The organism is Gordonia sp. CPCC 205333 (genome assembly GCF_048537885.1).
GTDB lineage: Bacteria > Actinomycetota > Actinomycetes > Mycobacteriales > Mycobacteriaceae > Gordonia.
This window is the reverse complement of sequence record NZ_JBCLVI010000001.1, coordinates 538,161-562,555: the sequence shown is the minus strand read 5'-3', so window position 1 is coordinate 562,555 and position 24,395 is coordinate 538,161. Positions and strand designations below refer to the sequence as shown.

At 64.2% G+C, this 24,395-nt stretch carries 22 protein-coding genes and 1 riboswitch; of the genes, 3 read left to right on the top strand and 19 right to left on the bottom strand.

Going from position 1 to position 24,395, the window contains the following annotated elements:
* Positions 1 to 28 precede the first annotated feature (28 nt).
* The 12 genes from AAFP29_RS02650 to AAFP29_RS02595 all read right to left on the bottom strand — a co-directional run bounded on the left by AAFP29_RS02650 (position 29) and on the right by AAFP29_RS02595 (position 14,225).
* Positions 29 to 1,537: an aldehyde dehydrogenase family protein gene (locus AAFP29_RS02650; protein ID WP_419215751.1), complete on the bottom strand. Its 1,509-nt coding sequence runs from the start codon at positions 1,535 to 1,537 to the stop codon at positions 29 to 31.
* Positions 1,538 to 1,785: 248 nt separating this feature from the next.
* Complete coding sequence (locus tag AAFP29_RS02645) at positions 1,786 to 3,195, bottom strand: ABC transporter ATP-binding protein (RefSeq protein WP_419215750.1); 1,410 nt, start codon at positions 3,193 to 3,195, stop codon at positions 1,786 to 1,788.
* Positions 3,188 to 4,045: an ABC transporter permease gene (locus tag AAFP29_RS02640; RefSeq protein ID WP_419215749.1), complete on the bottom strand. Its 858-nt coding sequence runs from the start codon at positions 4,043 to 4,045 to the stop codon at positions 3,188 to 3,190. The genes AAFP29_RS02645 and AAFP29_RS02640 overlap by 8 nt, the downstream gene beginning before the upstream one ends.
* Entirely contained in the window at positions 4,042 to 4,980 is a 939-nt protein-coding gene (locus AAFP29_RS02635) for an ABC transporter permease (protein WP_419215748.1), read from the bottom strand. Before AAFP29_RS02635 ends, AAFP29_RS02640 begins: the two co-directional genes overlap by 4 nt.
* Entirely contained in the window at positions 4,977 to 6,560 is a 1,584-nt protein-coding gene (locus AAFP29_RS02630) for an ABC transporter substrate-binding protein (RefSeq protein ID WP_419215747.1), read from the bottom strand. Before AAFP29_RS02630 ends, AAFP29_RS02635 begins: the two co-directional genes overlap by 4 nt.
* On the bottom strand, positions 6,557 to 7,705 hold the full coding sequence (locus tag AAFP29_RS02625; RefSeq protein ID WP_419215746.1) for an LLM class flavin-dependent oxidoreductase: 1,149 nt from the start codon (positions 7,703 to 7,705) through the stop codon (positions 6,557 to 6,559). Before AAFP29_RS02625 ends, AAFP29_RS02630 begins: the two co-directional genes overlap by 4 nt.
* Positions 7,702 to 9,066 carry an MFS transporter gene (locus tag AAFP29_RS02620; protein WP_419215745.1) on the bottom strand — a complete coding sequence of 455 codons (1,365 nt, stop codon included), beginning with the start codon at positions 9,064 to 9,066 and terminating at the stop codon, positions 7,702 to 7,704. Before AAFP29_RS02620 ends, AAFP29_RS02625 begins: the two co-directional genes overlap by 4 nt.
* On the bottom strand, positions 9,063 to 9,749 hold the full coding sequence (locus tag AAFP29_RS02615) for a tRNA-dependent cyclodipeptide synthase (protein WP_419215744.1): 687 nt from the start codon (positions 9,747 to 9,749) through the stop codon (positions 9,063 to 9,065). The genes AAFP29_RS02620 and AAFP29_RS02615 overlap by 4 nt, the downstream gene beginning before the upstream one ends.
* Complete coding sequence (locus AAFP29_RS02610; RefSeq protein WP_419215743.1) at positions 9,749 to 10,609, bottom strand: 2OG-Fe(II) oxygenase; 861 nt, start codon at positions 10,607 to 10,609, stop codon at positions 9,749 to 9,751. The genes AAFP29_RS02615 and AAFP29_RS02610 overlap by 1 nt, the downstream gene beginning before the upstream one ends.
* A gap of 158 nt (positions 10,610 to 10,767) precedes the next feature.
* A riboswitch (SAM riboswitch) is annotated at positions 10,768 to 10,855 on the bottom strand.
* Between the two features lie 122 nt (positions 10,856 to 10,977).
* Complete coding sequence (locus AAFP29_RS02605; protein WP_419215742.1) at positions 10,978 to 12,135, bottom strand: acetyl-CoA C-acetyltransferase; 1,158 nt, start codon at positions 12,133 to 12,135, stop codon at positions 10,978 to 10,980.
* A 27-nt stretch (positions 12,136 to 12,162) separates the two neighbouring features.
* Complete coding sequence (locus AAFP29_RS02600) at positions 12,163 to 12,966, bottom strand: SDR family oxidoreductase (protein ID WP_419215741.1); 804 nt, start codon at positions 12,964 to 12,966, stop codon at positions 12,163 to 12,165.
* Positions 12,963 to 14,225 (bottom strand): acyl-CoA dehydrogenase family protein, encoded by a 1,263-nt coding sequence (locus AAFP29_RS02595; RefSeq protein ID WP_419215740.1) that lies wholly within the window; start codon positions 14,223 to 14,225, stop codon positions 12,963 to 12,965. Before AAFP29_RS02595 ends, AAFP29_RS02600 begins: the two co-directional genes overlap by 4 nt.
* Before the next feature lie 42 nt (positions 14,226 to 14,267).
* On the opposite strand from AAFP29_RS02595, the gene AAFP29_RS02590 reads away from it, so the two are divergent.
* The 3 genes from AAFP29_RS02590 to AAFP29_RS02580 all read left to right on the top strand — a co-directional run bounded on the left by AAFP29_RS02590 (position 14,268) and on the right by AAFP29_RS02580 (position 17,399).
* Positions 14,268 to 15,806, top strand: a complete 1,539-nt coding sequence (locus AAFP29_RS02590) for a FadD3 family acyl-CoA ligase (RefSeq protein ID WP_419215739.1) — start codon at positions 14,268 to 14,270, stop codon at positions 15,804 to 15,806.
* Between the two features lie 33 nt (positions 15,807 to 15,839).
* Positions 15,840 to 16,229 carry a DUF5313 domain-containing protein gene (locus AAFP29_RS02585; protein ID WP_419215738.1) on the top strand — a complete coding sequence of 130 codons (390 nt, stop codon included), beginning with the start codon at positions 15,840 to 15,842 and terminating at the stop codon, positions 16,227 to 16,229.
* Between the two features lie 126 nt (positions 16,230 to 16,355).
* Positions 16,356 to 17,399 carry a 2Fe-2S iron-sulfur cluster-binding protein gene (locus AAFP29_RS02580; protein WP_419215737.1) on the top strand — a complete coding sequence of 348 codons (1,044 nt, stop codon included), beginning with the start codon at positions 16,356 to 16,358 and terminating at the stop codon, positions 17,397 to 17,399.
* Positions 17,400 to 17,456: 57 nt separating this feature from the next.
* Here the strand turns inward: AAFP29_RS02580 and lysS are convergent, their stop codons facing one another.
* The 7 genes from lysS to AAFP29_RS02545 all read right to left on the bottom strand — a co-directional run bounded on the left by lysS (position 17,457) and on the right by AAFP29_RS02545 (position 24,370).
* Entirely contained in the window at positions 17,457 to 18,974 is a 1,518-nt protein-coding gene (lysS, locus tag AAFP29_RS02575) for a lysine--tRNA ligase (protein WP_419215736.1), read from the bottom strand.
* A gap of 54 nt (positions 18,975 to 19,028) precedes the next feature.
* Positions 19,029 to 19,460 (bottom strand): rhodanese-like domain-containing protein, encoded by a 432-nt coding sequence (locus AAFP29_RS02570; RefSeq protein WP_419215735.1) that lies wholly within the window; start codon positions 19,458 to 19,460, stop codon positions 19,029 to 19,031.
* 167 nt (positions 19,461 to 19,627) lie between these two features.
* Positions 19,628 to 20,422, bottom strand: coding sequence for a type III pantothenate kinase (locus AAFP29_RS02565; protein ID WP_419215734.1), 795 nt, complete (start codon positions 20,420 to 20,422; stop codon positions 19,628 to 19,630).
* A gap of 8 nt (positions 20,423 to 20,430) precedes the next feature.
* Positions 20,431 to 20,850, bottom strand: a complete 420-nt coding sequence (gene panD, locus AAFP29_RS02560; RefSeq protein ID WP_419215733.1) for an aspartate 1-decarboxylase — start codon at positions 20,848 to 20,850, stop codon at positions 20,431 to 20,433.
* 45 nt (positions 20,851 to 20,895) lie between these two features.
* Positions 20,896 to 21,804 carry a pantoate--beta-alanine ligase gene (gene panC / locus AAFP29_RS02555; RefSeq protein WP_419215732.1) on the bottom strand — a complete coding sequence of 303 codons (909 nt, stop codon included), beginning with the start codon at positions 21,802 to 21,804 and terminating at the stop codon, positions 20,896 to 20,898.
* Complete coding sequence (locus AAFP29_RS02550) at positions 21,801 to 22,718, bottom strand: Rossmann-like and DUF2520 domain-containing protein (protein ID WP_419216327.1); 918 nt, start codon at positions 22,716 to 22,718, stop codon at positions 21,801 to 21,803. The genes panC and AAFP29_RS02550 overlap by 4 nt, the downstream gene beginning before the upstream one ends.
* A 686-nt stretch (positions 22,719 to 23,404) precedes the next feature.
* On the bottom strand, positions 23,405 to 24,370 hold the full coding sequence (locus AAFP29_RS02545) for a DUF6779 domain-containing protein (RefSeq protein WP_419215731.1): 966 nt from the start codon (positions 24,368 to 24,370) through the stop codon (positions 23,405 to 23,407).
* Positions 24,371 to 24,395: the final 25 nt, after the last annotated feature.

Here is a 24,395-nt window from a genome sequence, read left to right as displayed (position 1 = left end):
TGCTTGGTGGACTGCCGGCACGCAGGTGTCAGCGCTTGGCGTTGCGCTTGAACGACTTCGCGTTCCAGCGCCGCCACAACTTCATCTGGACCTCGGTCATCTTCTTGTCACGCGAGGTGTACGGCGGCGCCATCAACTCGGCGAAGCTCAGCGGCATCGACGATACGGTGACCGCGCGGGCGTGGCTGAAGGTTTCGAAACCGAATTCGCCGTGGTAATTACCCATGCCGCTGCGGCCGACTCCACCGAACGGCAGATGGCCGCTGACCAGGTGCAACGCGAAGTCGTTGCCGCTGATCGAGCCACTGCGCGTGTTGTCGGCGACGCGGGCCAGATTATCGTTGTCGTCGCCGACCCAGTACAGCGTCAACGGGTGCGGGTGGGCATTGATCTGGTCGATCGCTTCGGAGATATCGCGGTACGGGTACACGGTGAGGACCGGACCGAATACCTCGTCTTCCTCGATCTTCATACCGGCTTTGACGCCGGTGAGCAGCGTCGGCGGAATTTTGCGCGCCTGCGCATCGGGCAGCGATTCTCCCGCCGGGATTACCTGTCGCTTGGTGGCGCCGAGTTCAACCGCGTCGTCGATCAGACCGACAATGCGGGTGTAGTTCTTCTCGTTGACCGTCGAGGTGTACTCGGGATTGCGCGCGACCGTCGGGAAACTTGTGCGCCAACGCTCGATGACCTTGTCGGAGAACTCTCCGACCTTCGACTCCGGAACGAAGACATAGTCCGGGCAGAGACAAACCTGACCACCGTTGACCATGCGTGCGTCGGCGAGGAATTTCGCTGCTTTAGAGATGTCGGTATCGGGGTCGACGATGGCCGGATTCTTACCGCCGAGTTCGAGTGTGACCGGGACCAGGTTCTTTGCCGCTTCCTGCGCGACCGACGACCCGACCTCTGGCGAACCGGTGAAGAACAAATGATCGACCTTGAGTTTCGCGAAATCCGAGCCACCGCCGTGCTTACTGGTGACAACCGCGAGTTCCTCGATGGAGAAGTAGTCGGGTGCGTGTTTCGCGATGACCGCGGTGGTCTTGGCCGTGACCGACGACGGACGCATGAGTACCCGGTTACCGGCGGCAAAGGCCGATCCGGCCGGCACGATGGTCAACTGCAATGGGAAATTCCACGGCCCAACGATGCCGACGACGCCGAGCGGGTCGTGACGCAACCGCTGCTTGAACCCGAGCAGACCCTGGATCTTGGCGACGTTGGTCTCCTTGACCCACTTCTCCACTGAACGACGCTGGTGAGTGAGGTCAATCATGCAGCCCGCGATGTCGGCGGCGATCGACAGGTCAGCGGGCCGAGTGCCGAAGTCGGCGTTGAGCGCTTCGGTGATCTCGTCGGCATTGTCGAGCAACAGCGCCTGCAGCCGGTTGATGCGATCGATTCGGGTACGAACGTCGGGGATGCCGTCGCGCAGGAACGCGGCCTGCTGGATCTCCAGCAGTTCGTTCAGCGTGCGGTCTTCCGAGGACACCCGCCCTGTCGTTGCGGTGCCAACTTCGGCTGGTTTGGTCATGGGCGTTCCCCTTGCTCGACGATTTGGAACAGTTTTCTACAGATGTCTCATCATAGTATGCGCTAAGTCACGTCGATGTGGTGACAGCTGTTGTCAGTTTAGGACGTTGACGTCGGGTTGACCAGGTCGTCGGCTGAAGTCGGTGGTAGCGACCGAAGGTCGGGTCGCCGGGTCTCGATACCCGCCGACTGCACTCGACCAGCGCGGGGGACACTCGAGCGGCGGAGGGGCGGCATTCGACCAGTCGGTTACACCTCCGCCGACACCGACTCGATCACCCGCCCGGAATGCACCTGCACGAATCGGTGCGCGACGTCGGCCGCCACTGTCAGATTGTGGGTGATGAATACATATGACGTGCCGTGGGTCGCCTGCAGTTGTTCGAGAATGTCGAGTACCCGCGCCTGCGATACGACGTCGAGTGCCGAGACAGCCTCGTCGAGTACGACGACAGCAGGCCGCGCGGCCAAGGCACGCGCGATCGCCACTCGCTGACTCTGCCCGCCGGACAATTCATGCGGTCGACGCTGAGCGAATGCCGGACCGAGACCAACCTCGTCGAGTGTCTCGAACACGCGCGCGCGCCGATCCGAACCAGACAAACCGAGCGAGGGATGCAGCGACTCCGCGACAATCCGCTCGACGGTCCACCTGGGGTCGAGGGCGGAGAACGGATTCTGCGACACCAATTGCACGCGGCCGGTTCGCCGCACCGTTCCCGTCGTCGGCTCGGTGAGACCGGTAAGAACTCGCGCCAATGTTGACTTACCCGATCCAGACGGTCCGACGACGGCCAGCGTCTCGCCGCGGTGAACCGCAACGTCGACGTCGGCGAGAATGTCAATGCCGCCAAGGCGCACCGACACCGTCGACGCCGAGAGAACCAGCTCGCGCGGATCCGGAACCGGTTGCGGCACACGGTGTCCCGGCATCGCGGACTTCAGCGCCTTGGCCGCCGAGCTGGAGGGAGAACTAAGCAAACGAGCCGATGGAGCCTCCTCCACCACCCGCCCGCCGTCGAGCACCACCACCCGATCGGCGCGATCGGCGACCAACGCGAGGTCGTGGGTGATCAGCAGCAGGCCGGTGCCCGCGCCGGTCAGTACGTCGAGGACCTGGTGAGCAACGTCGGCGTCCAGGGCGCTCGTCGGCTCGTCGGCCACTACCAATCCCGGGCGTCCGGCAAGAGCGATGGCGACGAGCACCCGCTGTCGTTGCCCGCCGGACAGTTCGTGTGGGTAGCGGGCGGAGATCGACGAATCGGCTAGGCCGGCCTCGGCGAGGCGAACGCCAACCTCGTGGTCGGAGAACGGTTGTCCGGTCAGCCGAAGCGCCTCGCGCACTTGGCTTTTGATGCGTCGGACCGGATTGAGCGAGCTGCCCGGGTCCTGCGGAACATAGCCGACTCGCCGACCCCGCACCGATCGCCAGCCGCGTGCTCGGGGAGCGGGCAGATCAGTTCCGTCGATGCGCAGCACCTTTGCATCTACTCGAACTCTGCCGTTATGCAGGCCGAGAATCGTGCGCGCCAGCGTCGACTTCCCACTGCCCGACGCCCCGACCACCGCAACTTTCTCCCCCGCCCCGACCGACAGACTCACCTCGTGCAGGATCGCGGCGTCGCCGATCGACAAGTTCAACGCCTCGATCTCAAGCACGATGGTTCTCTCCGATCACACGGGACAGTCGATATGCGGCCAATACGACCACGGTGATAACCAGGGCAGGAGCCGCGGTGAGCCACCACGCACCGGCGACGAAGGCCCGGCCATCGGCCACCATCGCACCCCATTCCGGTGCTGGCGGCGGCGGCCCGAAACCGAGGAAGCCGAGGGCGGCAACCGCCAAGACGGCCTGGCCGAATTCCACCGACGCGACCGCCGCCGTCGTCGGCCACAGGTGCGGAAGTACATGCCTGCGCACCACCGTCGGCCGACTCCAGCCACTGACGAGAGCGGCCTCGACGAACGGCATCGCGCGGAGTTGCATTGTCCGAGAACGGATTACGCGAGACGCCCCGGCAATCCCGGCAACCCCGACGGCCACTCCCAACTCGACGGTCCCGCCGCCAGTCGCCGCGATGACCGTCATCGAAATCAGCAACGCCGGGACCGCGAGCAGAACGTCGACGAATCGCATCCCAATCCGATCGGTCCACCCGCCGAGGTACCCGGCGCCAACACCGATCAACGCTCCGCCGACCACCGCGATCGTCACCGCGACCAACGCGGCCGACAACGACGCCCCGGTCCCGTGAACGACGCGAGTCAGAACGTCACGTCCGAGCTGATCAGTCCCGAACAGGTGCGACAGACTGGGTGCACGCAAACGGTTACGCGGCGTGACGTCGAGCGGATCACCACTGACCAGCAGCCCCGGGGCCAGCGCGGCGATGACCACCAACGCCAAGACCACGGCGGCGAGGATCGTTCCCGCATTCCGCGGTCGTCCGATATGTACCCATAGTCGTCGTGCGCCTGATAACTGGCCCACCGCGATCCCGGTCATGCGGCCACCCGCGAGCGTGGATCGACAAGCGGACTGATCAGGTCGACGGCGAGTGTCACGACGACGAAGACCGCCGCCGATACGACAACGGTCGCGAGCATCACCGGACCGTCATGCGCTGCCACCGCCTGTTGGGTGAGACGCCCCAACCCGGCGCGCGAAAACACTGTTTCCACGACGACCGCTCCGGCGAGCGCGGAGCCGACGAGGACTCCCAACGCGGAGAGAGCGGGCAGCACCGCGGCGGGTGCCACGTGGCGCAGATGCACCAGGACTTCGGACGCCCCTTTGGCGCGGGCCACGTCGACATACGGCTCGGCCGCCGCCTCCCGCATCCCCGACATCATGATCTGCGCCAGATAACCCGCGACCGGCACCGCCAAGGTGACCGCGGGCAGCACCAGAGATGCCGATCCGTTGTCGCCGAAGGCCGGCACAAGATGAAACCCGAAGGCGAATACCTGAATCAAGACCAGCCCAACCGCGAAGGTCGGCAACGAGACCAGGACTGACGGGATCTGGCTGATCGCGCGGGCGACGGCGCCCGCTGGGCGGTATGTCGCGACGAAGGCGAGAACGAAGGCGGTAACCGCTCCGAGCACCAGTGCCGATAACGCCAGTTCCGCGGTCGATGGCAGAGCATCGAACAGCGTTGTCGTGACCGGCTGGCCGGTTACCACCGACGTTCCCCAGTCACCGCGGACGAAGTCGCCGAGTGCGGAAAAGTACTGCTGCCACAGCGGGCGGTCGAGTCCGTACTGGGCCCGCAGTGCCGCGATCGTCGCCTGTGACGGCGCGCCGCCGCCCGCATCGGCGTTGGCGGCGAGGGACACCGGGTCCCCCGGCAGCACCCGCAACACCGCGAAAACAAGGGTGAACACCGCGACCACCACACCGACGCCGGACGTCAGCCGGAGCGATATCCGACGAATCATGACTCGTCGGGATACTGCAACCGCAGGACGCCCGAGGCGTCGAAGCCAATCCCGCCGAAGCCGCCCGCGACGGCGGCCACCTGCGACAATTCCACCACCGGAATCGCGTATCCCGCTTCGATGATGCGTGTTTGCAAGGTGTCGACAATCCGGAGACGCTGCCCCTGATCGCCGACGCCGGCCTGTTCGGTGAGCAGCGGATCGACGTTGGCGTCGAATCCGCGCCGCGAATAGTTCGTTCCGTCGAAGCCGAGTCGTGAGCGCAGGATGTCGGGATCTGCACGCGTCACGTTGTAATACACGGCGTCGAAATCACCCGATGACCGGCGTGACAGGAAATCGTCGTTGGCGAGCGCGCTGATTTTCAGGTCGATGCCGACTTGGGCCAGTTGCCGCTGAACCAGCTCCAGGATCGGCTTATTGCCGTAGAACTCCGGTGAATAGATGACGTCGAATGACAACTTGGTGCCGTTCTTGCTACGCGTCCCGGCCCCCTCGGCCCGCCACCCAGCGGCATCGAGCGCCTTCTTCGCGGCATCGGGGTCGTATTTGATCAGTGGGTCGGTTCGGTAGCCCGGCGTCGTCGACGCCAGCACGCTTGTTGCCGGCTTGAAGGCATCGCCGAGAACGGTTTGAACCAGCTCTGGCCGATCAAGTGCCCAGGTAACCGCGTTGCGGACGGTTCGGTCGGCGAGGACACCGCGCGAGACATTCGACTGGAAAACATATGGCAGCCCCGGATTGGACCTCGACGTGATCGATGCGCCCGCGGCCGTCAGATCCTCTCGGTCCTGGGGCTGGGGATCAGCGATGGCATCGAGTTGACCCGATCCGACACTGCCGGCCCGGACCCCGGATTCGGGGACGACGCTGAATTCGACGGTGCGATAGCGCGCCTTGGGCGCGAACCCGACGTCGGCCGCCCAGGTGTAGTCGTCGCGTCGAGTCAGGCTGGCCGACCGGTTCTGCTCCCAGCCGGAATAGGTGTACGGCCCGCTGCCGACCACATTGGCGGCGGTGCAGCGCTCGTCGAAGGTCCGGGCGACGGTCGAGGGTGCGAGGATGCCGAGTTGGGTTGTGGCCGTCGCCTGCAGGAACTGCACATTGGGTTCGGCGAATCGGACGATCACCGTGCGCTTGTCGGGGGTATCGGTCCGCTGATAGCCGAGCAGAAAACCCGACGCTTGCAGAGTGCGCGTCGACGTCTTCTTGTCAGAGGTGAGTGCGTCGAAATTCTTCTTCACGACGTCGGCGGTGAGCGGAGTACCGTCGCTGAACGTGACGTCGTCGCGCAGAATGAAGGTGAAGCTACGGCCGTCGGGAGAGACCTGATACTTCTGCGCGAGCCATCCGGTCAGTTCGCCGGTCTTTCGATTCTGGTCGAGGAGTGAGTCGACAACCTGTCGGGAGACGTTTACGGTCTGGTTGGTACTCGACTGCGCGGGATCGGCGCAGGTCGGCGCCGACGACAATCCATAACGGAGTACATCGGGCGCGCTAGCGTCGGAGCCGCAGGCCGCTAACGGGATGACTGCGGACACGGCGATGGCCGCGACGGCCACGCGGGTGGTGGTCTTCATCGGATCTTCTCTGCTTTCGGGGTGCGGTCACGCCAGGCGTCCGCTATCAGTCGATGGGATCGGACACGGTCGTCGTGCCGATGGGTGAGGGTGGTGAGGATCAGTTCGTCGGCCTCGGTCAACGCGGCGAGCGCTGCCAGCCTGCCGACGACGTCGTCGGGGTCTCCGACGAACCGGGTCGCGACGCGTGCCGAATGTCGTGCGGTCAGCCGCTCGACTTCCGATGCCGCGACGTCGTCGGCATCGGGTATCTCGATGGCACCAACGCCACGCGATACCGAGTCGAGCCAGGGGAGAAACGATCGGGCCAGGCGGTGTGCGTCACCGCTGGACTCGGCCGCTAAGACGTCGGCCGAGACCACAAGATACGGCGTGTCGAGGACACCGGGCTCGAAAGCCTCGCGATAGGCCGCCACAGTCTGCACCGTATGCCCCGGCGCGAGATGATAATTCGCGACGAACGGCAGTCCGAGCCGACCGGCGAGCTGGGCGCTGGCCCCCGGCGAATTGCCGAGAATCCACGGCAACAGGTCCGATCCTTCACCCGGTGTCAGATGCAGTGGTGAATCCAGCCCCTCGGGGGTGAATCGCCCCGCGAGCAGCGCGAGAATCTCCCGCACCTGAGTCGCGTAGTCGGGCACATCGCCGGGCGGTGTGATCACCGCGAGCCCGGTCTTTATCCGCGCGGAGTCAACCAATTCACGCAGGTCACGAGGTTTCGGAAGGACCACGCCGTCGACGACGGGATGGTCGGCGACTGGCACCACGGCTGGCGTCGGGGTGCGCGTCAATGCTTCGCGATACTGATCGGCTCGCCCGGAGCTGCGCCCGAGGCCAAGGTCAACCCGGCCAGGATGCAACGTGGCGAGCGTGCCCCATTCTTCGGCGACACGGGCCGCGACTCGCTGGCTCAGTTGAACAGCACCCGCGCCGACGCGGATGGTCGACGTCGCGGACAGTACATGTGCCGCGACCACGGCCGGCGCCGACGACGCGAGAGACGCGAAGTGATGTTCGGCCAGCCAATACCGGCGGTAGCCGGACTGCTCCGCGGATCGCGCGAGGTCCGCCGCATTCTCCAACGCCTCCCGGGCGGTGCCACCCGCGCGGATCGGCACCAGGTCGAGAATGCCGAGTTCGGTCATTCGACGGCCTCGACGTCGTCGGAGATCAGCAGGTTCGCGGCCAATGCCACGAGCGCGGCAGCGAGCAGGAAAACACCCACGGAGAGCAGGCCGTCGTCGGCGCTACTCGACGCGTAGAGCGCGGCCGCCACGGCAGCTCCCAGCGCGCCGCCGAAGTTGTGGGCGGTCCACGACGCTCCGATCGCGAAACCCGACTCTGACGACGGCACCGCCGACAACGCGGCGAGCGTCGCGGGAGCCAGAATCAACGCCCACCCGACACCGAAGAACACGAACCCGATGAGAAGCGCCACGACGGAGTCGGTGATCGCTCCGATCAGGATGGTTCCCGCGGTCACCGCGAAAGCCGCGAACCCGTACCGCAGCGGAGTGTTCGGACCGCTACGGTCGACCCACCGGCCAACGCGCGGCGAGGTGATCGCCATCGTGCCGCTGACCAGCAATAACGACAGTCCGATTATCCGCTCACTGAGGTTGTGCCATTCCGATAGGTACTGCGGGAGGATCAACAGCGCCGATGCGTAGAACGCCGCCAGGAAGAAATCCGACGACAGTGCCGCGCGGAATCTGGGATGGCTGAGCAGTTCGACGCGCAGCAGCGGATCGTTGGCGCGACGTTCGACCGCGACCAAAGCCACCGCTGCGGCGAGTGCGATCACCGCCGACACGATTACCGGTGCACTGACCCATCCGGTACTTGCCGGGAGGGACAGGACCGCGACGGTCGCTGCGACGGCAAGGGCCAAGAACACCTGGCCGGGTATGTCTAGGCCGACCTTCGGGCTGGGTGGCGGCGACGGGACGGCCGCGATGATCAAGGCGAGCGCGATGAGACCGAACGGCACGTTGATCCAGAACACTGACGGCCAGCCGAAGGTCGGGACCAGCAGTCCGCCGAGGACTGGGCCGATGGCCAGGCCGACGCCGTTGACGGCGTACAGCCAGCCGACCGCCCGACCCCGCTCTCCCTCCGGAAATAGCTGCTCCACCAGCGTCGAAGTTCCGGTATAGAGAACGGCACACGCCGCTCCCTGGACGAATCGGGCGGCGATCAGAGCGCCGATGGTCGGCGCGAGACCAGCTCCGATCGACGCGACGACGAACAATCCGAGACCGGCGAGCAGTACCGGACGCCGCCCCTTCTGATCGCCGAGCCGGCCGGCGGTGACCATGAACATCGCGAGCGCGGTGAGGAAGCCGCTGAGTACGAGTTGGGAGACCCCGATCGAGGTGTGCAGTTCTCGCGTGATGGTCGGCAACGCGGTCGAGACGATAGTCAGGTCGATACAGCCGAGGAAGGACGCTGTCGCCAGGCCGATGAAACCAGCGGTCCGACGCTTCGTCGGAGCCACCGTGGTCACTTCGCCGACTTCCGTTTCTTGAAACGCAGCGGGAGCCACGCGGCGCCGTCAGTGACAAACAGATCGCGGGTGGCCTGCATCGCGTTCGAGATCTGCTGTGGGTAGACGACGAAGTCGTAACCCTGCCGCGCCCACAGCGGCTGGATGATCGGCACTTCCTCGAGAAGGTAAGTGCGGCAACCGTTCCGAATCCGGTCGACATCGGGCAGGTTCTCGCCGCGACGGGCTACGAAGCGATCGATGGTGGATTCGATCGCCCCCGCGTACTCCCGGTTGGTCCGGTACACCGTGCGGATTTCGTCGAGTGCACGCGGATAATTCGGGTCGCTTAGCGCGTCATCCCACCGGAGAACGTCGACGTCGGCGGTCAACAGGTCCAGTAGCGGTTGATTTCGCGCAAGCCATTGGTCACCCCGACGTCGAGTCTGCTGATAGGCCCGCGCGGGTGTCGCGTCAACGTTGTGCCGTTGCAGGGTGTCGGCGACGGCGACGGTCACGCGGGCGAATCCACTGCGGTTCAGCAGGTCGATGGTCGCACCCAGTTTCTCGCCCTCGTGATAGTCGGCACCGACGCTGACCAGCAGGATCGTCGAGCGATCGGTGTAGTCGTATTGAAAGCCCTTGAGGTCGAAGGCTGCCTTGTGGGAGACCGAGCCGACGGGTGCGGCAAGTGTGAGTGTCATCAGCTCCACACCGCCAGTGCCTGATCCTGGTTTCGGACGCCGATGAACAGGCCGATGGTCACGCGCGGTCGATCATGCGACGGCGCGACCGCATGTACGCGGCGCGGGTCGATGAAGATCGCCTCGCCCACCTCGGGGCGAATGGTGAGTACGGGATCGCCAACCGCGTCGCGGTTCACTCCCCAAACTCGTTCGCCGGACAATTCTTGGTACTCGTCCTCGGTTGGGTAGACATCCCAGATCTCGAGTTCGCCGCCGCTGTCGGGAACGTCGAGGTAGACATTCACCGACAACTGCCTGCGGATATCGAGGTCGTTTTCGGGGAGGTTTCGCCTCACATTGTCGGTATGCGGCTCCAGGTCAACACCGGCCTGCTGGTATCGCACGACGCCAGCGAAGAATTTCCGACTCTCCGAGGTCAGCAGGGTGGCACCGGTCGGCCAGGCTTCGTCGAGCAGGATGCGCAGAGTGTCGGCCGGGTACTGGTACGGAGCGGCGAGTTCCCGTAGTCGGCCGCGATGATGCGCGGCCTCGTCGAAGTAGTTTTCCTGCCCATCGACCCCGACCTCGGAGAAGGCCTGGCCGATCCGCCGGAATTGTGGGTCCGTCGCGAGCGGACCGTGATCGTCACGTCCGACGAACCGGTCGCGAAGCCCTTGCAGAGCGACCCCGGTTGCCGCACCTGCGACACGGACCGCGAATACGTCGCCTTTCAGTAGCTGGAGCAGATGGTCCGCCGAGAATTCGTCGACGGTCGTGCCGACGATCAGTCCGCTCGCACTTCTCGACGCCGGGGAATCAGACGCAAGGTAATCAGCTGGCGAAGCGGTGGACGTGGTCTCGGTCAAGGTCGTTGTCATCGTCTTCCTCCCGCGGCCGGGCTGGGCCGCTTCAAATGGCAATGGACCCCGCGCGGTGACGCGGGTCGCACAGGAAACGATCACGAACGCCCAGCAAGACACGACAAACAGACGTCGAGCCGCCGATCTCCCCCAAGACATGGTCGAAGTTCGCGATTCGTTCATCGGTCTGGCATTAGCACCTTGTGGTTGCCCACGGTTGCTGCGGCGTCAAAGAGCCAGTCTCTCGGCCGCTCGTGATGATCTGTACGAAACGAAAGATAAGCCGGTCCCGCAAAGCGCACAATCCCGCGAACGGGACTGTCACCGCATCGCTGCCGGTCAGAAGTAAAACTCTTAGCGCCCAAAACTATCGAGTGGTACCCCGACTACCCAAGCCGTTCGACAATCGTCACATTCGCGGTGCCGCCGCCCTCGCACATCGTCTGCAGGCCGTAGCGGCCTTCGGTGCGCTCCAATTCGTTGAGCAGGGTCGCGAACAGTTTTGCGCCGGTTGCACCCAGCGGGTGGCCCAATGCGATACCGCCGCCATTCGGGTTGACTGTGGCCGGATCGGCGCCGGTCTCCTTGAGCCACGCGAGAACAACCGGCGCGAATGCCTCGTTGATCTCCACGACGTCGATGTCGTGGATGCTCAGGCCGGTCTTCTCTAGCGCGTACTTGGTCGCCGGAATAGGAGCCGAAAGCATCATCACCGGATCATCTCCGCGCACCGAGAGGTGGTGGATCCGCGCCCGAGGAGTCAACCCGTATTCCTTGAGCGCGCGCTCGGACACGACCAGCGTCGCCGACGCTCCGTCACAGATCTGCGATGCCACTGCGGCGGTCAGCGACGATCCTTCGGCGAGCACATTTAACGACGCCATCTTCTCCAGCGAGGTCTCCCGCGGGCATTCGTCGACGACGCAATCACCAAGCGGCACATACTCTTTGTCGAAACGCCCGGCCGCGATGGCGGCCTTGGCTCGCTGATGCGACTGCAGCGCCCACGCTTCCATATCCGGCCGGGAAATATCCCACCGCTTCGCCATCATGTCGGCGCCGACGAACTGAGAGATCTCGGTATCGCCGAAGCGCGCGCGCCAGCCTGGGGATTCGGCTGTGGGAGTGGTAAATCCGAGCTCTTGCCCGGCAATCATGGCCTGCGAGATGGGGATTGCGCTCATATTCTGCACACCACCGGCCAACACGACGTCCTGCGTTCCACTCATCACGCCCTGCGCTGCGAAATGTATTGCCTGCTGCGATGATCCGCATTGCCGGTCCACCGTCGTGCCGGGTACGCCGAGCGGCTGCCCGGCGGTCAACCACGCCGTGCGGGCGATATTTCCCGCCTGCGGCCCGACGGTGTCCACACACCCGAAGACCACGTCATCGACCACGTTGGGGTCAATGCCGGTGCGGTCCAGGATCGCGTTGATGACATGCGCGCCGAGATCGGCTGAGTGAACTTTGGCCAGCGAGCCGTTACGTTTGCCGACCGGGGTGCGCACGGCATCGACGATATAGGCCTGTGGGGTGGACATATGTTGACTCCCTTGATATTTCGGCGGTCAGGCGCGCTGGGAAGAGATCGAGACGATCTCGCCGGTGAGGTAGGTTGTGTAGTCGCTGGCGAGCATCGCGATGGTGGCGGCGATCTCCCAGACCTCCGCCGCACGACCGTATGCTTCGCGCGACGCGAGTTCGTCGAGAAGTTCGTCGCTGGTGACTTTCGCCAGAAACGGATGCCGGGCGATAGACGGTGCGACGGCGTTGATTCGGACGCCGAACTCGGCGGCTTCGATCGCCGAACATCGTGTAAGTGCCATCACACCGGCTTTCGCTGCGGCGTAATGGGATTGGCTGTGCTGCGCCCGCCAGCCCAGGACCGAGGCGTTGTTCACCAGCACACCGCCGTGCCCCGCATCGCGGAAATATCGCAGCGCGGCGCGGGTGGCGCGGAATGTGCTGTTGAGGGTGATGTCGATGACGCGATCCCACTGCTCGTCGGTCATGTCGACGACTGGTGTCTCACCGCCAAGCCCGGCGTTGTTGACCAACACGTCGATCCGACCGAGTTCGCTTGCGGCACCGTCGATCAGCGCATCCACCTGCGCCGTACTCGAGACATCACACACGATCGCCGACACCTTCTGCTCCGGGAACTCGACGGTCAGTTTCTCGACGGTCTCGTTCAGGCGACGTTCGTGGAAGTCCGAGACCACCACCTCGCCACCCTCCAGGAGCACGCGGCGGGCCGAGGCGAACCCGATCCCGGTGCCCGCGGCAGCGGTGACCACAACTTTCTTGCCCGCGAGCAGGTTGTGTCCGGCGACTTCGTCAGGAATCCGCGCGAGCGGCGAAACGGGGGTCATGCACGAGCCTCTCTCGGTAAGCCGAGCACTCGCTCGGCGATAATGTTGCGCTGCACCTCGTTTGAGCCGCCGTAGATGGTGTCGGCACGGGTGAACAGCAGAAGGCGCTGCCATTCGTCCAGTTCGACGGTGCCCGGCGCGTAGATATCGTTCGGCTGTCCCTCGGTGGTTTCGCTCGGGCCGATCAGCGACGGCGCTCCGACAACGTCGATCGCCAACTGTCCAAGGTCGCGATGCCAGTTGGCCCACAACAGTTTTGCCACCGAAGCTGCGCCCGTCTCGTTGACGATTTCGCCGGACAGAGTTCGCTGTGCGTGGGCACGCATGACCCGTAGGCCAATGCGGGCGCGAATCAGGCGCGAGGCGATCTCCGGATTCCGCACCGAGCCATTGGCTTTCGCCTCGGCGTTGACGGCGTCGAGTTCACGGGCGAAACCTACCTGCTGCCCGAGCGTCGACACGCCGCGCTCGAACTGAAGCAACCCCATCGCGACTTTCCAGCCAGCACCCGGCGATCCGACGATGAGGTCGGCGTCGGTGACCGCATCGTCGAAGAAGACTTCGTTGAATTCCGAAGTGCCGGTGAGCTGTTGGATTGGCCGCACGGTGACGCCCGATTGGTCGATCGGCACCAATAGGAAGCTGAGCCCCGTATGTCGCGATGACCCCTTCTCGGTACGCGCCACGACGAAGACCCACTGCGCCACATGCGCGAGCGACGTCCACACCTTCTGACCGTTGACAATCCACTTGCCGCCGTCGAGCGCCGCCGTCGTTGCGACGGCAGCGAGATCGGAGCCGGCGCCCGGCTCTGAATAACCTTGTGCCCAAAGCTCTGTCACGTTGACAATGCCCGGCAGGAAGCGGCGCTTCTGCTCCTCGGTCCCGTACTCAATGAGCGTCGGACCGAGAAGTTCTTCGCCCAAATGATTGACGCGCGCGGGCGCGTTCGCCCTGGCGTATTCCTCGTGGAAGATGATGCGCTGTTCCAGGGTCGCGCCGCGTCCGCCGTACTTCGCCGGCCACCCCAGACACGTCCAGCCCGACGCCGCGAGATGCCGGTCCCACCTCAGCCGCTGTTCGAAGAACTCGTGTTCACTACCCGGCCCGCCGCGACCTTTGAGCTCGGTGAACTCGCCGGCGAGATGCTCGACGAGCCAGGCCCGAACCGCCTCGGCGAACAGGCCGGACGCATTCGGAGTCTGTGCGGCCCATTCGCCGAGATCGACGGCGCGATCGGCGAGATTGATCAGGGTCATGACAGCTAGCATAAACTACCAAGCGCTTGCTAGGTTAGTGTGATGGAGGAGTACCCGACCACGACGCCTGCCGCGCTAATCCGCGCGGCGAGCCGCTGGCCCGACACCGAAGCCATCGTCGATGACCAATGGGGCGAGCGGGTCACGCTGACCTGGGCCGACCTACTCGAACGGGTACGCGGGTTCGCCGCCGCACTGATCGACCACGGCGTCGAACACGGTGATCGGGTGGCCATCTGGGCACCCAATAGCTACCACTGGCCCATCGCGGCACTGGGCACGCACTATGCGGGCGGTGTCCTCGTCCCACTCAATTCGCGATATACCGTCACCGAGGCGCTCGATATCCTCGACCGTTCCGACGCGCGGACGGTCGTGGTGTCCGGCGCCTTCCTCGGCGGCGATCACCTGGCAGATCTGGTCGCGGCGGATACCGGTCGCACACTGATCCGCGTCCCACTCGACGACGCTCCGGCCGGACCACCGGTGATCGACTGGTCGACATTCGCCGGTTCGGCATCAGCGGCTCAACTGGCTATCGCCGACGAGCGAGCGCTGGCCGTCGCGCCAACCGATCTATCGGACATCCTGTTCACGTCCGGCACCACCGGCCGCGCGAAAGGTGTTCTCGCCGAACATCAGCAGACCATGGCGGGTTCATTCGGCTGGGCATCGAACGGACAGATGACCCCCGCCGATCGCTACCTGATGGTGAACCCGTATTTCCACACCTTCGGCTACAAGGCCGGTATTCTGCCGTGTGTCCTATTCGGGTCGACGATGCTGCCCCTGGCGGTCTACTCCCCCACCGAGGCGATGAAACTCGTTGCGGCACAACGCGCGACTATCTTTCCCGGCGCACCGACCATTTTTCAGACCATCCTCGACGATCCCGCCCGCGCGCACCACGACCTATCGTCACTCCGACTGGTCGTCACCGGCGCCACCATCGTGCCAGTGGTCTTGGTGGAACGGTTGCAGGGCGACCTCGGCGTCGAGACAGTCGTCACCGCCTACGGCCAAACCGAGACAAGCGGATTCATCACCACCTGCCGTCCCGACGACGACAACGAGACCGTCGCGACCACCTGCGGGCGCGCGTATCCGGGGATGGAAGTACGGATCGGCGAACAAGGCGAGGTACTCGCGCGCGGTGCGATGGTGATGCGCGGCTATCTCGACGACCCAGAAGCCACCGCGGCAACCATCGATCCCGAGGGCTGGCTGCACACCGGCGACGTCGGCAACCTCGATGAGCGCGGCAACCTCAAGATCACCGACCGTCTCAAAGACATGTATATCTGCGGCGGATTCAACGTCTATCCCGCCGAGGTGGAACAAGCCCTGAGCCGTATCCCCGGCGTAACCGAGGTCGCGGTGATCGGCGTCGATGACGCACGGCTCGGCGAGGTCGGGCGGGCGTTTCTCACCGTACTCGACGGCGCCGACGTCACCGAGGACAGTGTCATCGACTACGCCAAGGAGCGGTTGGCGAATTTCAAGGTGCCGCGTTCGGTTGTTGTCGTCGACACGCTGCCACGTAACGCATCAGGCAAGATTCTCAAACGCGACCTGAAGTAGCGCCGACGATACGGGTCGGTACCGTTGATAGTCATGAGCGATCCGACCCGTCCCAACTTCTGGCAGTACGTAACCTACTGCTACGGCCGCACGCTGCCGGCGTCGATGCACGACTGGGTTCGGAACGATCTCGCCGGACCGGGCGCCGCCCGACGCACGGTGATCCGGGTAACGATCCCGGTGCTGATCATTCTCGCCCCGTTGCTACTGTTTCCGGCCGACGCCTTGGTACGGGCAAGTATGACCCTGCCAATCCTGCTGCCGTTCATCTACTTCGCGGTAGTGCTCAACAAGTTCTATCGCAAGTCGCGGCTCAAGAAACACGGCCTGGACACCGAATTGGTCCACGAGATAGAACTTGCGAAGACGGCCGACGCCCGAGCGGAATATGAGGCGCGGCACGGTCGGCGGCTGAACAAGTAGGGCTCACCACGCCCGATCGGAATCAGCTACCCCAATCCCGGTACGCACTTCCAGTCACTGTGCCATTTGCCAATGGCACAGTTTCGACTGTAGCGTTTCCGGCACGCCAACGAAAGGGGTTAGCACGTGGAATCACCGTCGACTCGGTCGCATTCGCTCGAAGTCATCGACGTGATCGAGGAGACCGCAGAGGCCGTGTCGGTAGTCTTCTCGCGCCCCGAGGGCGAGACCTTCGCCTACCTCCCCGGACAATTCCTCACCCTGCGCGTGCCCGGAACACCCGAGGACGGCACGTCGTGGGCACCTCGGTGCTACTCGTTGTCCAGCACGCCCGCCGTGGACCCCCACCTGCAAGTCACCATCAAGCGCACTGCCGGAGGCTACGCGTCAAACTGGCTGTGCGACAACGCAAAACCCGGGTTGGTACTCGAATCACTCACGCCCGGTGGCCGATTCATCGTCAGCGACGACCCCGACGAGCTGGTCTTGCTTGCCGCTGGCAGCGGAATCACCCCCGTGCTGTCGATACTCCGCTCGGAACTCACCGGGTCGTCCGCATCAATCACGCTCATCTACGCAAACAGGGACCGCAATTCCATCATCTTCGATTCCGCGCTCGCACAGCTCGAGGCCACCTACCCCAATCGCCTACGAGTGACACATTGGCTCGAATCCGAGCGTGGCCTACCCGACGCCGCAGGATTGCGTTCAGCCTTCCCCGCATCGACGATCACGACCTCCGCATACCTTTGTGGGCCAACAGGTTTCATGGACGCAGCAGTTGCGGCCGCCGTAGCCGCTGGGATAGACCGGGCCCGAATCCACCGAGAGGCATTCGCGTCGCTCACCACTGACCCATTCGACGAACCCTCACTCGCGCCGGATTCGTCGAACGATGTGGCGACGGTAACCGTGACTCTCGACGGCACGACAGCAACGCTGCCTTGGCCAACGGAGCAAGTGTTGTTAGATACATTGCTCGCCGCAGGTCTGGATGCGCCCTATGTCTGTCGCGAGGGCAATTGCGGCGGCTGCGCCTTCAAACTGCTGGACGGCGAGGTGCGTATGTTGATCAACGACGCTCTCGACGACTACGAGATTGGCAGCGGAGTCCGATTGGCCTGTCAATCCGTCCCCTGCGTAGACGAGATCACCGTCGAATTCGACTGAGCGCAACGCGCTCAGCCTCCCTCGCTGGAGCACCGCGGCGCACCAGCGCCGGCCGGGTTAAACCTGCGGCTTGACCAGTGGGAACAGAATCGTCTCACGGATACCCAACCCGGTGAGCGCCATCAGCAGCCGGTCGATCCCCATCCCGGTGCCCGCGGTCGGCGGCATGCCGTACTCCATCGCGGCCAGGAATTCCTCATCGAGCGCCATCGCCTCGTCGTCGCCGGCCGCGGCAAGCCGTGCCTGGTCGACAAAACGCTCACGCTGGATGATCGGGTCAACCAATTCCGAGTAGCCGGTGGCTAATTCGAACCCACGGACATAAAGATCCCACTTCTCGACGACGCCCGGCACCGACCGATGCGACCGCACCAACGGCGAAGTCTCGACCGGGAAGTCACGTACGAACACCGGCTGTGTCAGCCCGTGCCCGACGGTGTGCTCCCACAATTCTTCGACCAGCTTGCCGTGCCCGTAACCCTTGTCTTTCGGCACTTCCAGGCCGACCTTCGCGGCCAGGGCCAACAACTCCTCGATGCCGGTCTGCGGCGTGATCTCCTCGCCGACAGCCTCGGACAATGACGGGTACATCGATACCGACAACCACTCACCGGACAGATCGTATTCACTGCCGTCCGGCATGATCGGGGTCTGCGTACCTAGTGCCCCCTGTGAAACCTCTTGCACCAGTTCGCGAATCATTACGGCGGCATCGTCGTAGGTGCCGTAGGCCTGGTAGGTCTCCAGCATCGCGAATTCCGGCGAATGCGTTGAGTCCGCACCCTCGTTGCGGAAGTTGCGGTTGACCTCGAAGACCTTGTCGATGCCACCGACAACCGCCCGCTTGAGGAACAACTCCGGCGCAATACGCAGATAGAGGTCGATGTCGAAGGCGTTGGAATGCGTGACGAATGGCCGCGCGGCAGCGCCACCATGCAGTGTCTGCAGCATAGGCGTCTCGATTTCCAGGAAACCTCTGTCCGACAACGACTTTCGCAGCTCACTCATCACCGCGATGCGAGTGCGCGCGATCGAACGAGCTTCGGGGCGCACGATGAGGTCGACGTAACGCTGCCGAACGCGCGACTCCTCATTCATCTCCTTATGTGCAACGGGCAACGGGCGCAACGCCTTCGACGCCATCTCCCAGCGGTCGGCCAATACCGACAGCTCACCGGTGCGGGAGCTGATCACCTGTCCGTGCACAAATACGATGTCGCCCAGATCGACGTCGGCCTTCCACTGCGCAAGAGCGCCCTCGCCGACACCGTTGAAGCTGACCATCGCCTGCAATTGGGTGCCGTCACCGTCTTGCAGGGTCGCGAAACACAGTTTTCCCTTATTGCGTAAGAAGATGATGCGGCCCGCGACGCCGACCTGTACGCCCGTCTCGGTGCCTGCTTCCAGATCGGGATACTCAGCGCGGATCTCCGCGAGACTATGGGTGCGCTCGATCGCGACCGGGTATGCCTGACGGCCGTCGGCAAGGATTCGTTCCCGCTTCTCCCGGCGGATGCGTAACTGCTCTGGGGTGTCGTCCGCGGTGTCACGAGTCGGGTCAGTCTGGTTACTCACGACTTGCCACAATACCGGTGGCTCCGCACGCCACGCGCGCGGAGCATCCCGTCATCAGTGCGCGGAGATCATCGCCAGTTCAGCCGACGAGACCGGGCCGTTGATTCCTTCGCCGCGCATTCGACGGTAACCGCCAACGACGAACCGCGTCCCGACAACGCCACGGGCCTGCAGGTGCCAGGCCAGCCATTCGGCGTCGTGACCGTCTTCGCTGATCAACAGCCAACGGCCGTCAGGTCCAGCGCCACGCAGAGCTTCGACGCCGCCCGGAGTCAGCCGGTCGAGCACGACGTCGGCGGAAATAGCGATCGCGCCGAACAGGACACCGTCGCGGTCGCGCGTCTGTTGGCTACGAATGTCGACGGCGACGGCACCGGCAGCGATATGCCGGTGGTAGTCGCCGGCCGGAACTGAAAGAGGTGCCAGCGCACCCGTCGTCTCGGCGGGGCGGAAGGTTTGCAAGGGAGCCGCAAAAGTGGCGGTCATGGGAGATACCTCGGGGAAGATCGAAGAAACTGGGGGCGTCGAAGAGGGCCGCCGCATAAGCGGACTAGCCCTGACAACACTCCTGACAGCTCTTGATCACGGTCTGGAGTTTGCCATATCAATTCTCGTCGCGCCAGAGTTAAGCGCAGACGCGAGCGAAAACCCCGTCATCGTTTGCGTTCCTTGCTGCGCTCATGCACCCGGCGCAGGCCGTCGAGGGTCAGCTCGGGTACGTGGTCGGTGAGCGTTTCGCACTCGTCATACATCAGCGGTGCCAAAAAGCCCGTCGCGACCACATGCACATCGTCGCCGTCGAAGCCCGCGATCTCGTCGCGCACTCGATCAACCAGGGCGTCGACCTGCCCGGCAAAGCCGTAGACGATGCCCGACTGCAAGGCCTCGGTGGTGTTCTTCCCGATCACGCTGCGCGGTGCGCGTAACTCAGTGCGACGCAACGTCACCGTATGCTCGGCCAGGGCGTCGACAGCGAGATTCACCCCCGGAGCGATCGCACCGCCGAGGAATTCTCCTTTTGCCGATACCGCATCGACGAGCGTCGCGGTACCAAAGGCGACGGTGATACACGGCCCGCCGAATCTGCCATAAGCCGCAAGGGCATTCGCGACACGGTCCCCACCGACCTCCTTGGGATTGTCGACGAGCAGCGGAACTCCGGTACGCACTCCCGGCTCCAGCAGGGCATGCGGCCCGTTGCCGAAGTACTTGCCGACCATCACTCGCATCTCACGCATCAGCGAAGGCACCGTCGACAGTCCCGCGACCGCGGTTACCTGCTCGATGTCGGCACCGAGCAGCCCACGGACAGTCAACGCCAACTCGTCCGCGGTGTAATGCGGGTCGGTGTGAATTCGCCAGTCCCGCACTAACTTCGCATGGTCACCCGTCCCGGCGAATATACCGAGATGGATGTTGGTGTTGCCGATATCGACGGTGAGCAGCATGGCGGCAACTAGACGCTAATCGGTGAGCGCGGATCAAGCAGACCCGATCCGTCGGGAACGTCGGCCGGGTCGGTCCCCTCGGTGAGTACCTTGTTCTCGGCATCGACGAAAACAACATGCGGCGCGTAATCGCGCACCTCCTGCTCATTCATGACGCCGTAGGCGATGATGATCACCAGGTCGCCGGGATGCACGAGATGCGCTGCGGCGCCGTTGATTCCGATGACACCGGTACCCCGCTCGCCAGCAATCGCATAGGTTTCCAGACGTGCACCGTTGTCGATGTCGACGATGGTCACCTGCTCACCTTCGCGGAGGTCGGCAGCGTCGAGCAGATCGGCGTCGATGGTCACCGAGCCCACGTAGTGCAGGTCGGCCTGGGTGACCGTTGCGCGGTGAATCTTCGACGTCATCATGGTGCGAAACATCTTCTATCCCTTTCGTTTTGGTCGGCGGTCCCAGCGAGATCGGCGCTATGGTGTGCGCTGTTCGTCGCGAAGTGAGATCCCGATTGCGACGCCGACATTGTCGAGCAAGCGGGTGGCACCGAACCGTGCCGCGATCAGCAGGCGACCGTCGCCCTGCTTGGGTGGATCTTCAAGTTGGCGGCCGCGAACGACGAGATACTCGACCTCGACCTGCGGATGAGTGTCTAAAACCTGTTGCGCTGCAGCGATAATCGCCGCTTCACCGCCTTGGGCGGCATAGGCGCCCGCGACGAGTGCTGCCGACAGGACTGTTGCTAGCTCTCGCTGCTCGGCATCGAGATTGCGGTTACGCGAAGACATCGCGAGCCCGTCGGACTCACGAACGGTCGGCACGCCCACGATATCGACGGTGAGGTCGAGGTCGGTCACCATCTGCCGAACCAGCACCAACTGCTGGTAATCCTTCTCACCGAAATACGCGGCGTCGGGTGCGGTGATGTTGAGCAGTTTGAGGACCACGGTAAGCATGCCCGCGAAATGTGTTGGGCGCGAAGCTGCTTCGAGAAAGGTCCCGGCCGGTCCGGCATGCACCGTGGTACGCGGGCCGTTGGGATACATGGCCGTGGCTGTCGGCGCGAATACCAACTCGACGCCGAGCGGACGCAACATCGCCAAGTCGTCGTCGAAGGTTCGGGGATAGGCTTCAAGGTCTTCGTTGGCGCCGAATTGCAGGGGGTTCACGAAGATCGACACGATGACCACGGTGTTGCCCTGAGCCTTCGCGGCCCGAACCAGCTCGAGGTGCCCGCTATGCAGCGCACCCATCGTCGGCACCAGGACGACACGTTTGCCGGTCGCCCGTAGCGCCCGGCTCACCTTGTTCAGCTGTGCGGGATCGCGATGGACGGTGAGTTGTCCCGGTGTGAAGGCGCGTTCGGGTGCGGTATTCGTCATGGCTTCTCCGTCAACAGGTTTCGCAGTTCCTCCGGCGCATCGGCATAGACGGCAGCTCGCTCGGCGAGCGCAACATACGCGGCCGGGATGCCGGCGGTGATGCCGGTGTCGGGCAGGCCGCGCAGTGCGTCCAGATGCGCGGCAACCGCCGCGGTATCGCCACGCGCGACCGGCCCGGTCAGTGCTTCGGGGCCCAGATCCAACACATTGCCCAGCGCCGCCGTAACGAGCGGACCGAGAATGCTCTGCGCCACGCGGATCGGCGGTTCGTCGCCATCGGCGACACCGCGACGGACGGCGACGTCGAGCGTGGCGATGGCATCGCTGATAAGTGCCACAAGGTGATTCGAACCATGCGCGAGAGCAGCGTGGTAAAGCGTTCGGTCCGCCTCGGCGATGCGGACCGGCTGACCACCCATCTCGTAGACCAGTGATTGCGCGATGGTGTAGCCCACCTCGTCGGCCGCGGTGATACCGAAACAGGTCGAAGACAGCCGATTGGTGTCCTCGGCCCCGCCGACGAAAGTCATCGCGGGGTGAACCGCCAGGGTCAACGCCCCGAGTTCGGTCAGTGGCGCCATGATCGCCACCCCATGCGCTCCCGCCGTATGCAATACGACGGTACCGCGACGCAGCCGGCCGGTAGCGGCGATCTCGTCGATCACCGTCGATAGCGCGGCGTCGGGCACGGCGATGATCAGGAGTTCAGAACGAGCGACGACTTGGTCAGTCGGCAGGATCTGCGATTCGGCCAATCGCTGTTGCGCGCGGGCGCGGGACGCGCTCGAACCGGCGACTACCGAGCCAACGACATGTCCAGCCCGTTCAAGAGCCTCGGCGATAGCCGTACCGACCCGGCCGGCGGAGACGACACCGACGGCTAAGCGCGCAGGCGCCAGTCCTTCGGCCCGCATGCCAACAGAAAATTGGTCCGGCGAAGTCACCGTGATCCCTTCGTATTCGCGTTCCAGTCCCGCGCTGCGGGTACCAGACGTCCACGACGAGGATAGGCGGTGGGAGCGGCCCGTGGCCAACGGTGTGATCGGCTTCACGTGCCACCGGGTCCCGAGGACGCTCGAAGGTCGGGTGTATCGAGACCACGTACGGCAACTCACCGGGGTCTCGATACACCAGGCACCTCGCAAGCTCGGTACCTGGCACTCGACCAGCGGGAACGCGTTGGTCGAGCGGTCATCTCCGATGGTCGGGTGTATCGAGACCACGCACGCCCCACACGATGGTCGAGTGCCAGTCGGCGAGCCTGCGAGACGAATGGTGTATCGAGACCACGCACGCCCCACGCGATGGTCGAGTGCCAGTCGGCGAGCTGGCGAGACGAATGGTGTATCGAGACCACGCACGCCCCACGCGATGGTCGAGTGCCAGTCGGCGAGCTGGCGAGACGAATGGTGTATCGAGACCACGCACGCCCCACGCGATGGTCGAGTGCCAGTCGGCGAGCTGGCGAGACGAATGGTGTATCGAGACCACGCACGCCCCACGCGATGGTCGAGTGCCAGTCGGCGAGCTGGCGAGACGAATGGTGTATCGAGACCACGCAAGACGAGAGACCAACCCGGCCCTCGTGAACTAGCTACAACTAGTCTTCGCGACGGCGACGACCGCCTGGTGTTGTCTGTTGCAGTTGGCTCAACAGCTGCGAGAACGGAACTCCCGCACCATCGTCGTGTCGCCCGACCGAGTCCTCGAGTTCGGCCTCAGTGGGCTCCTCGGCCTCTGCCTCAGCGACGACCTCGGGTTCCGGTTCGGTCTGCCATGCGTCGGTCGGGGCATCTTCGGTGAACTGCGGCTGATTGGGATCAGCCTGCTCGTACGCCGAATACGCCTGAGCAAACGGATGCGACTCCGATTCGGCCGGGACCTGCTCGAACTGGGTGCTGATGATCTCGTCATCGTCGGTGACCACCGGGATGATTTCAGTCATGTCATTGGCGTCGGAACGCGGAATATCGTAGCGCGGACCGCCCGACGGTTGGTGTCGGCCGTCTGCTGCCGCTGGTGCGGTCGACGCGAAGTCGTGCGCCGCCATCACCCGATCGTCCGGCTCGTAAAGGTTCGTACCGATCCCCGAGGCCAGCTCGCGCAACTTCTCATTCGGCAACGCGACGCGATCTTCCGGTAGCGGCTCGCCGATCAGCACTTCCAGACTTGCCCGCAAAGCAGCGACCTGTGCCTGCAATTCGAGCAATTCGTGGCCGGACTCGGCTGCGACTTCCTTGCGGATGGTCGTTTCGACGTCGAGCTCGTACTGACGGCGAGCGGTGATCTCTCGCTCGAGCTGCAACTCGTAGACCAACCGCAGATCGCGGCTCTTGGCTTCGGCTGAATCTGCCTGTCGACGGAACTTCGTTACCAGGATCGCTCCGATGACCGCCGCCCACAGGGCTGCGATGACCGCGATCGATCCCGGGATCGACACAGTGTCGACAAAGACCATGAGAACGCTCGCCACCAACGCGAGCAGGATCAGCAAGCCCAGCAACCACTGGGAGACCGATCGGGAGGACCGGCGAGTTTCTGCGGCACGGCCGCTCGATGACGCCATGATCGAGAAGATACCTTTCCGCGAA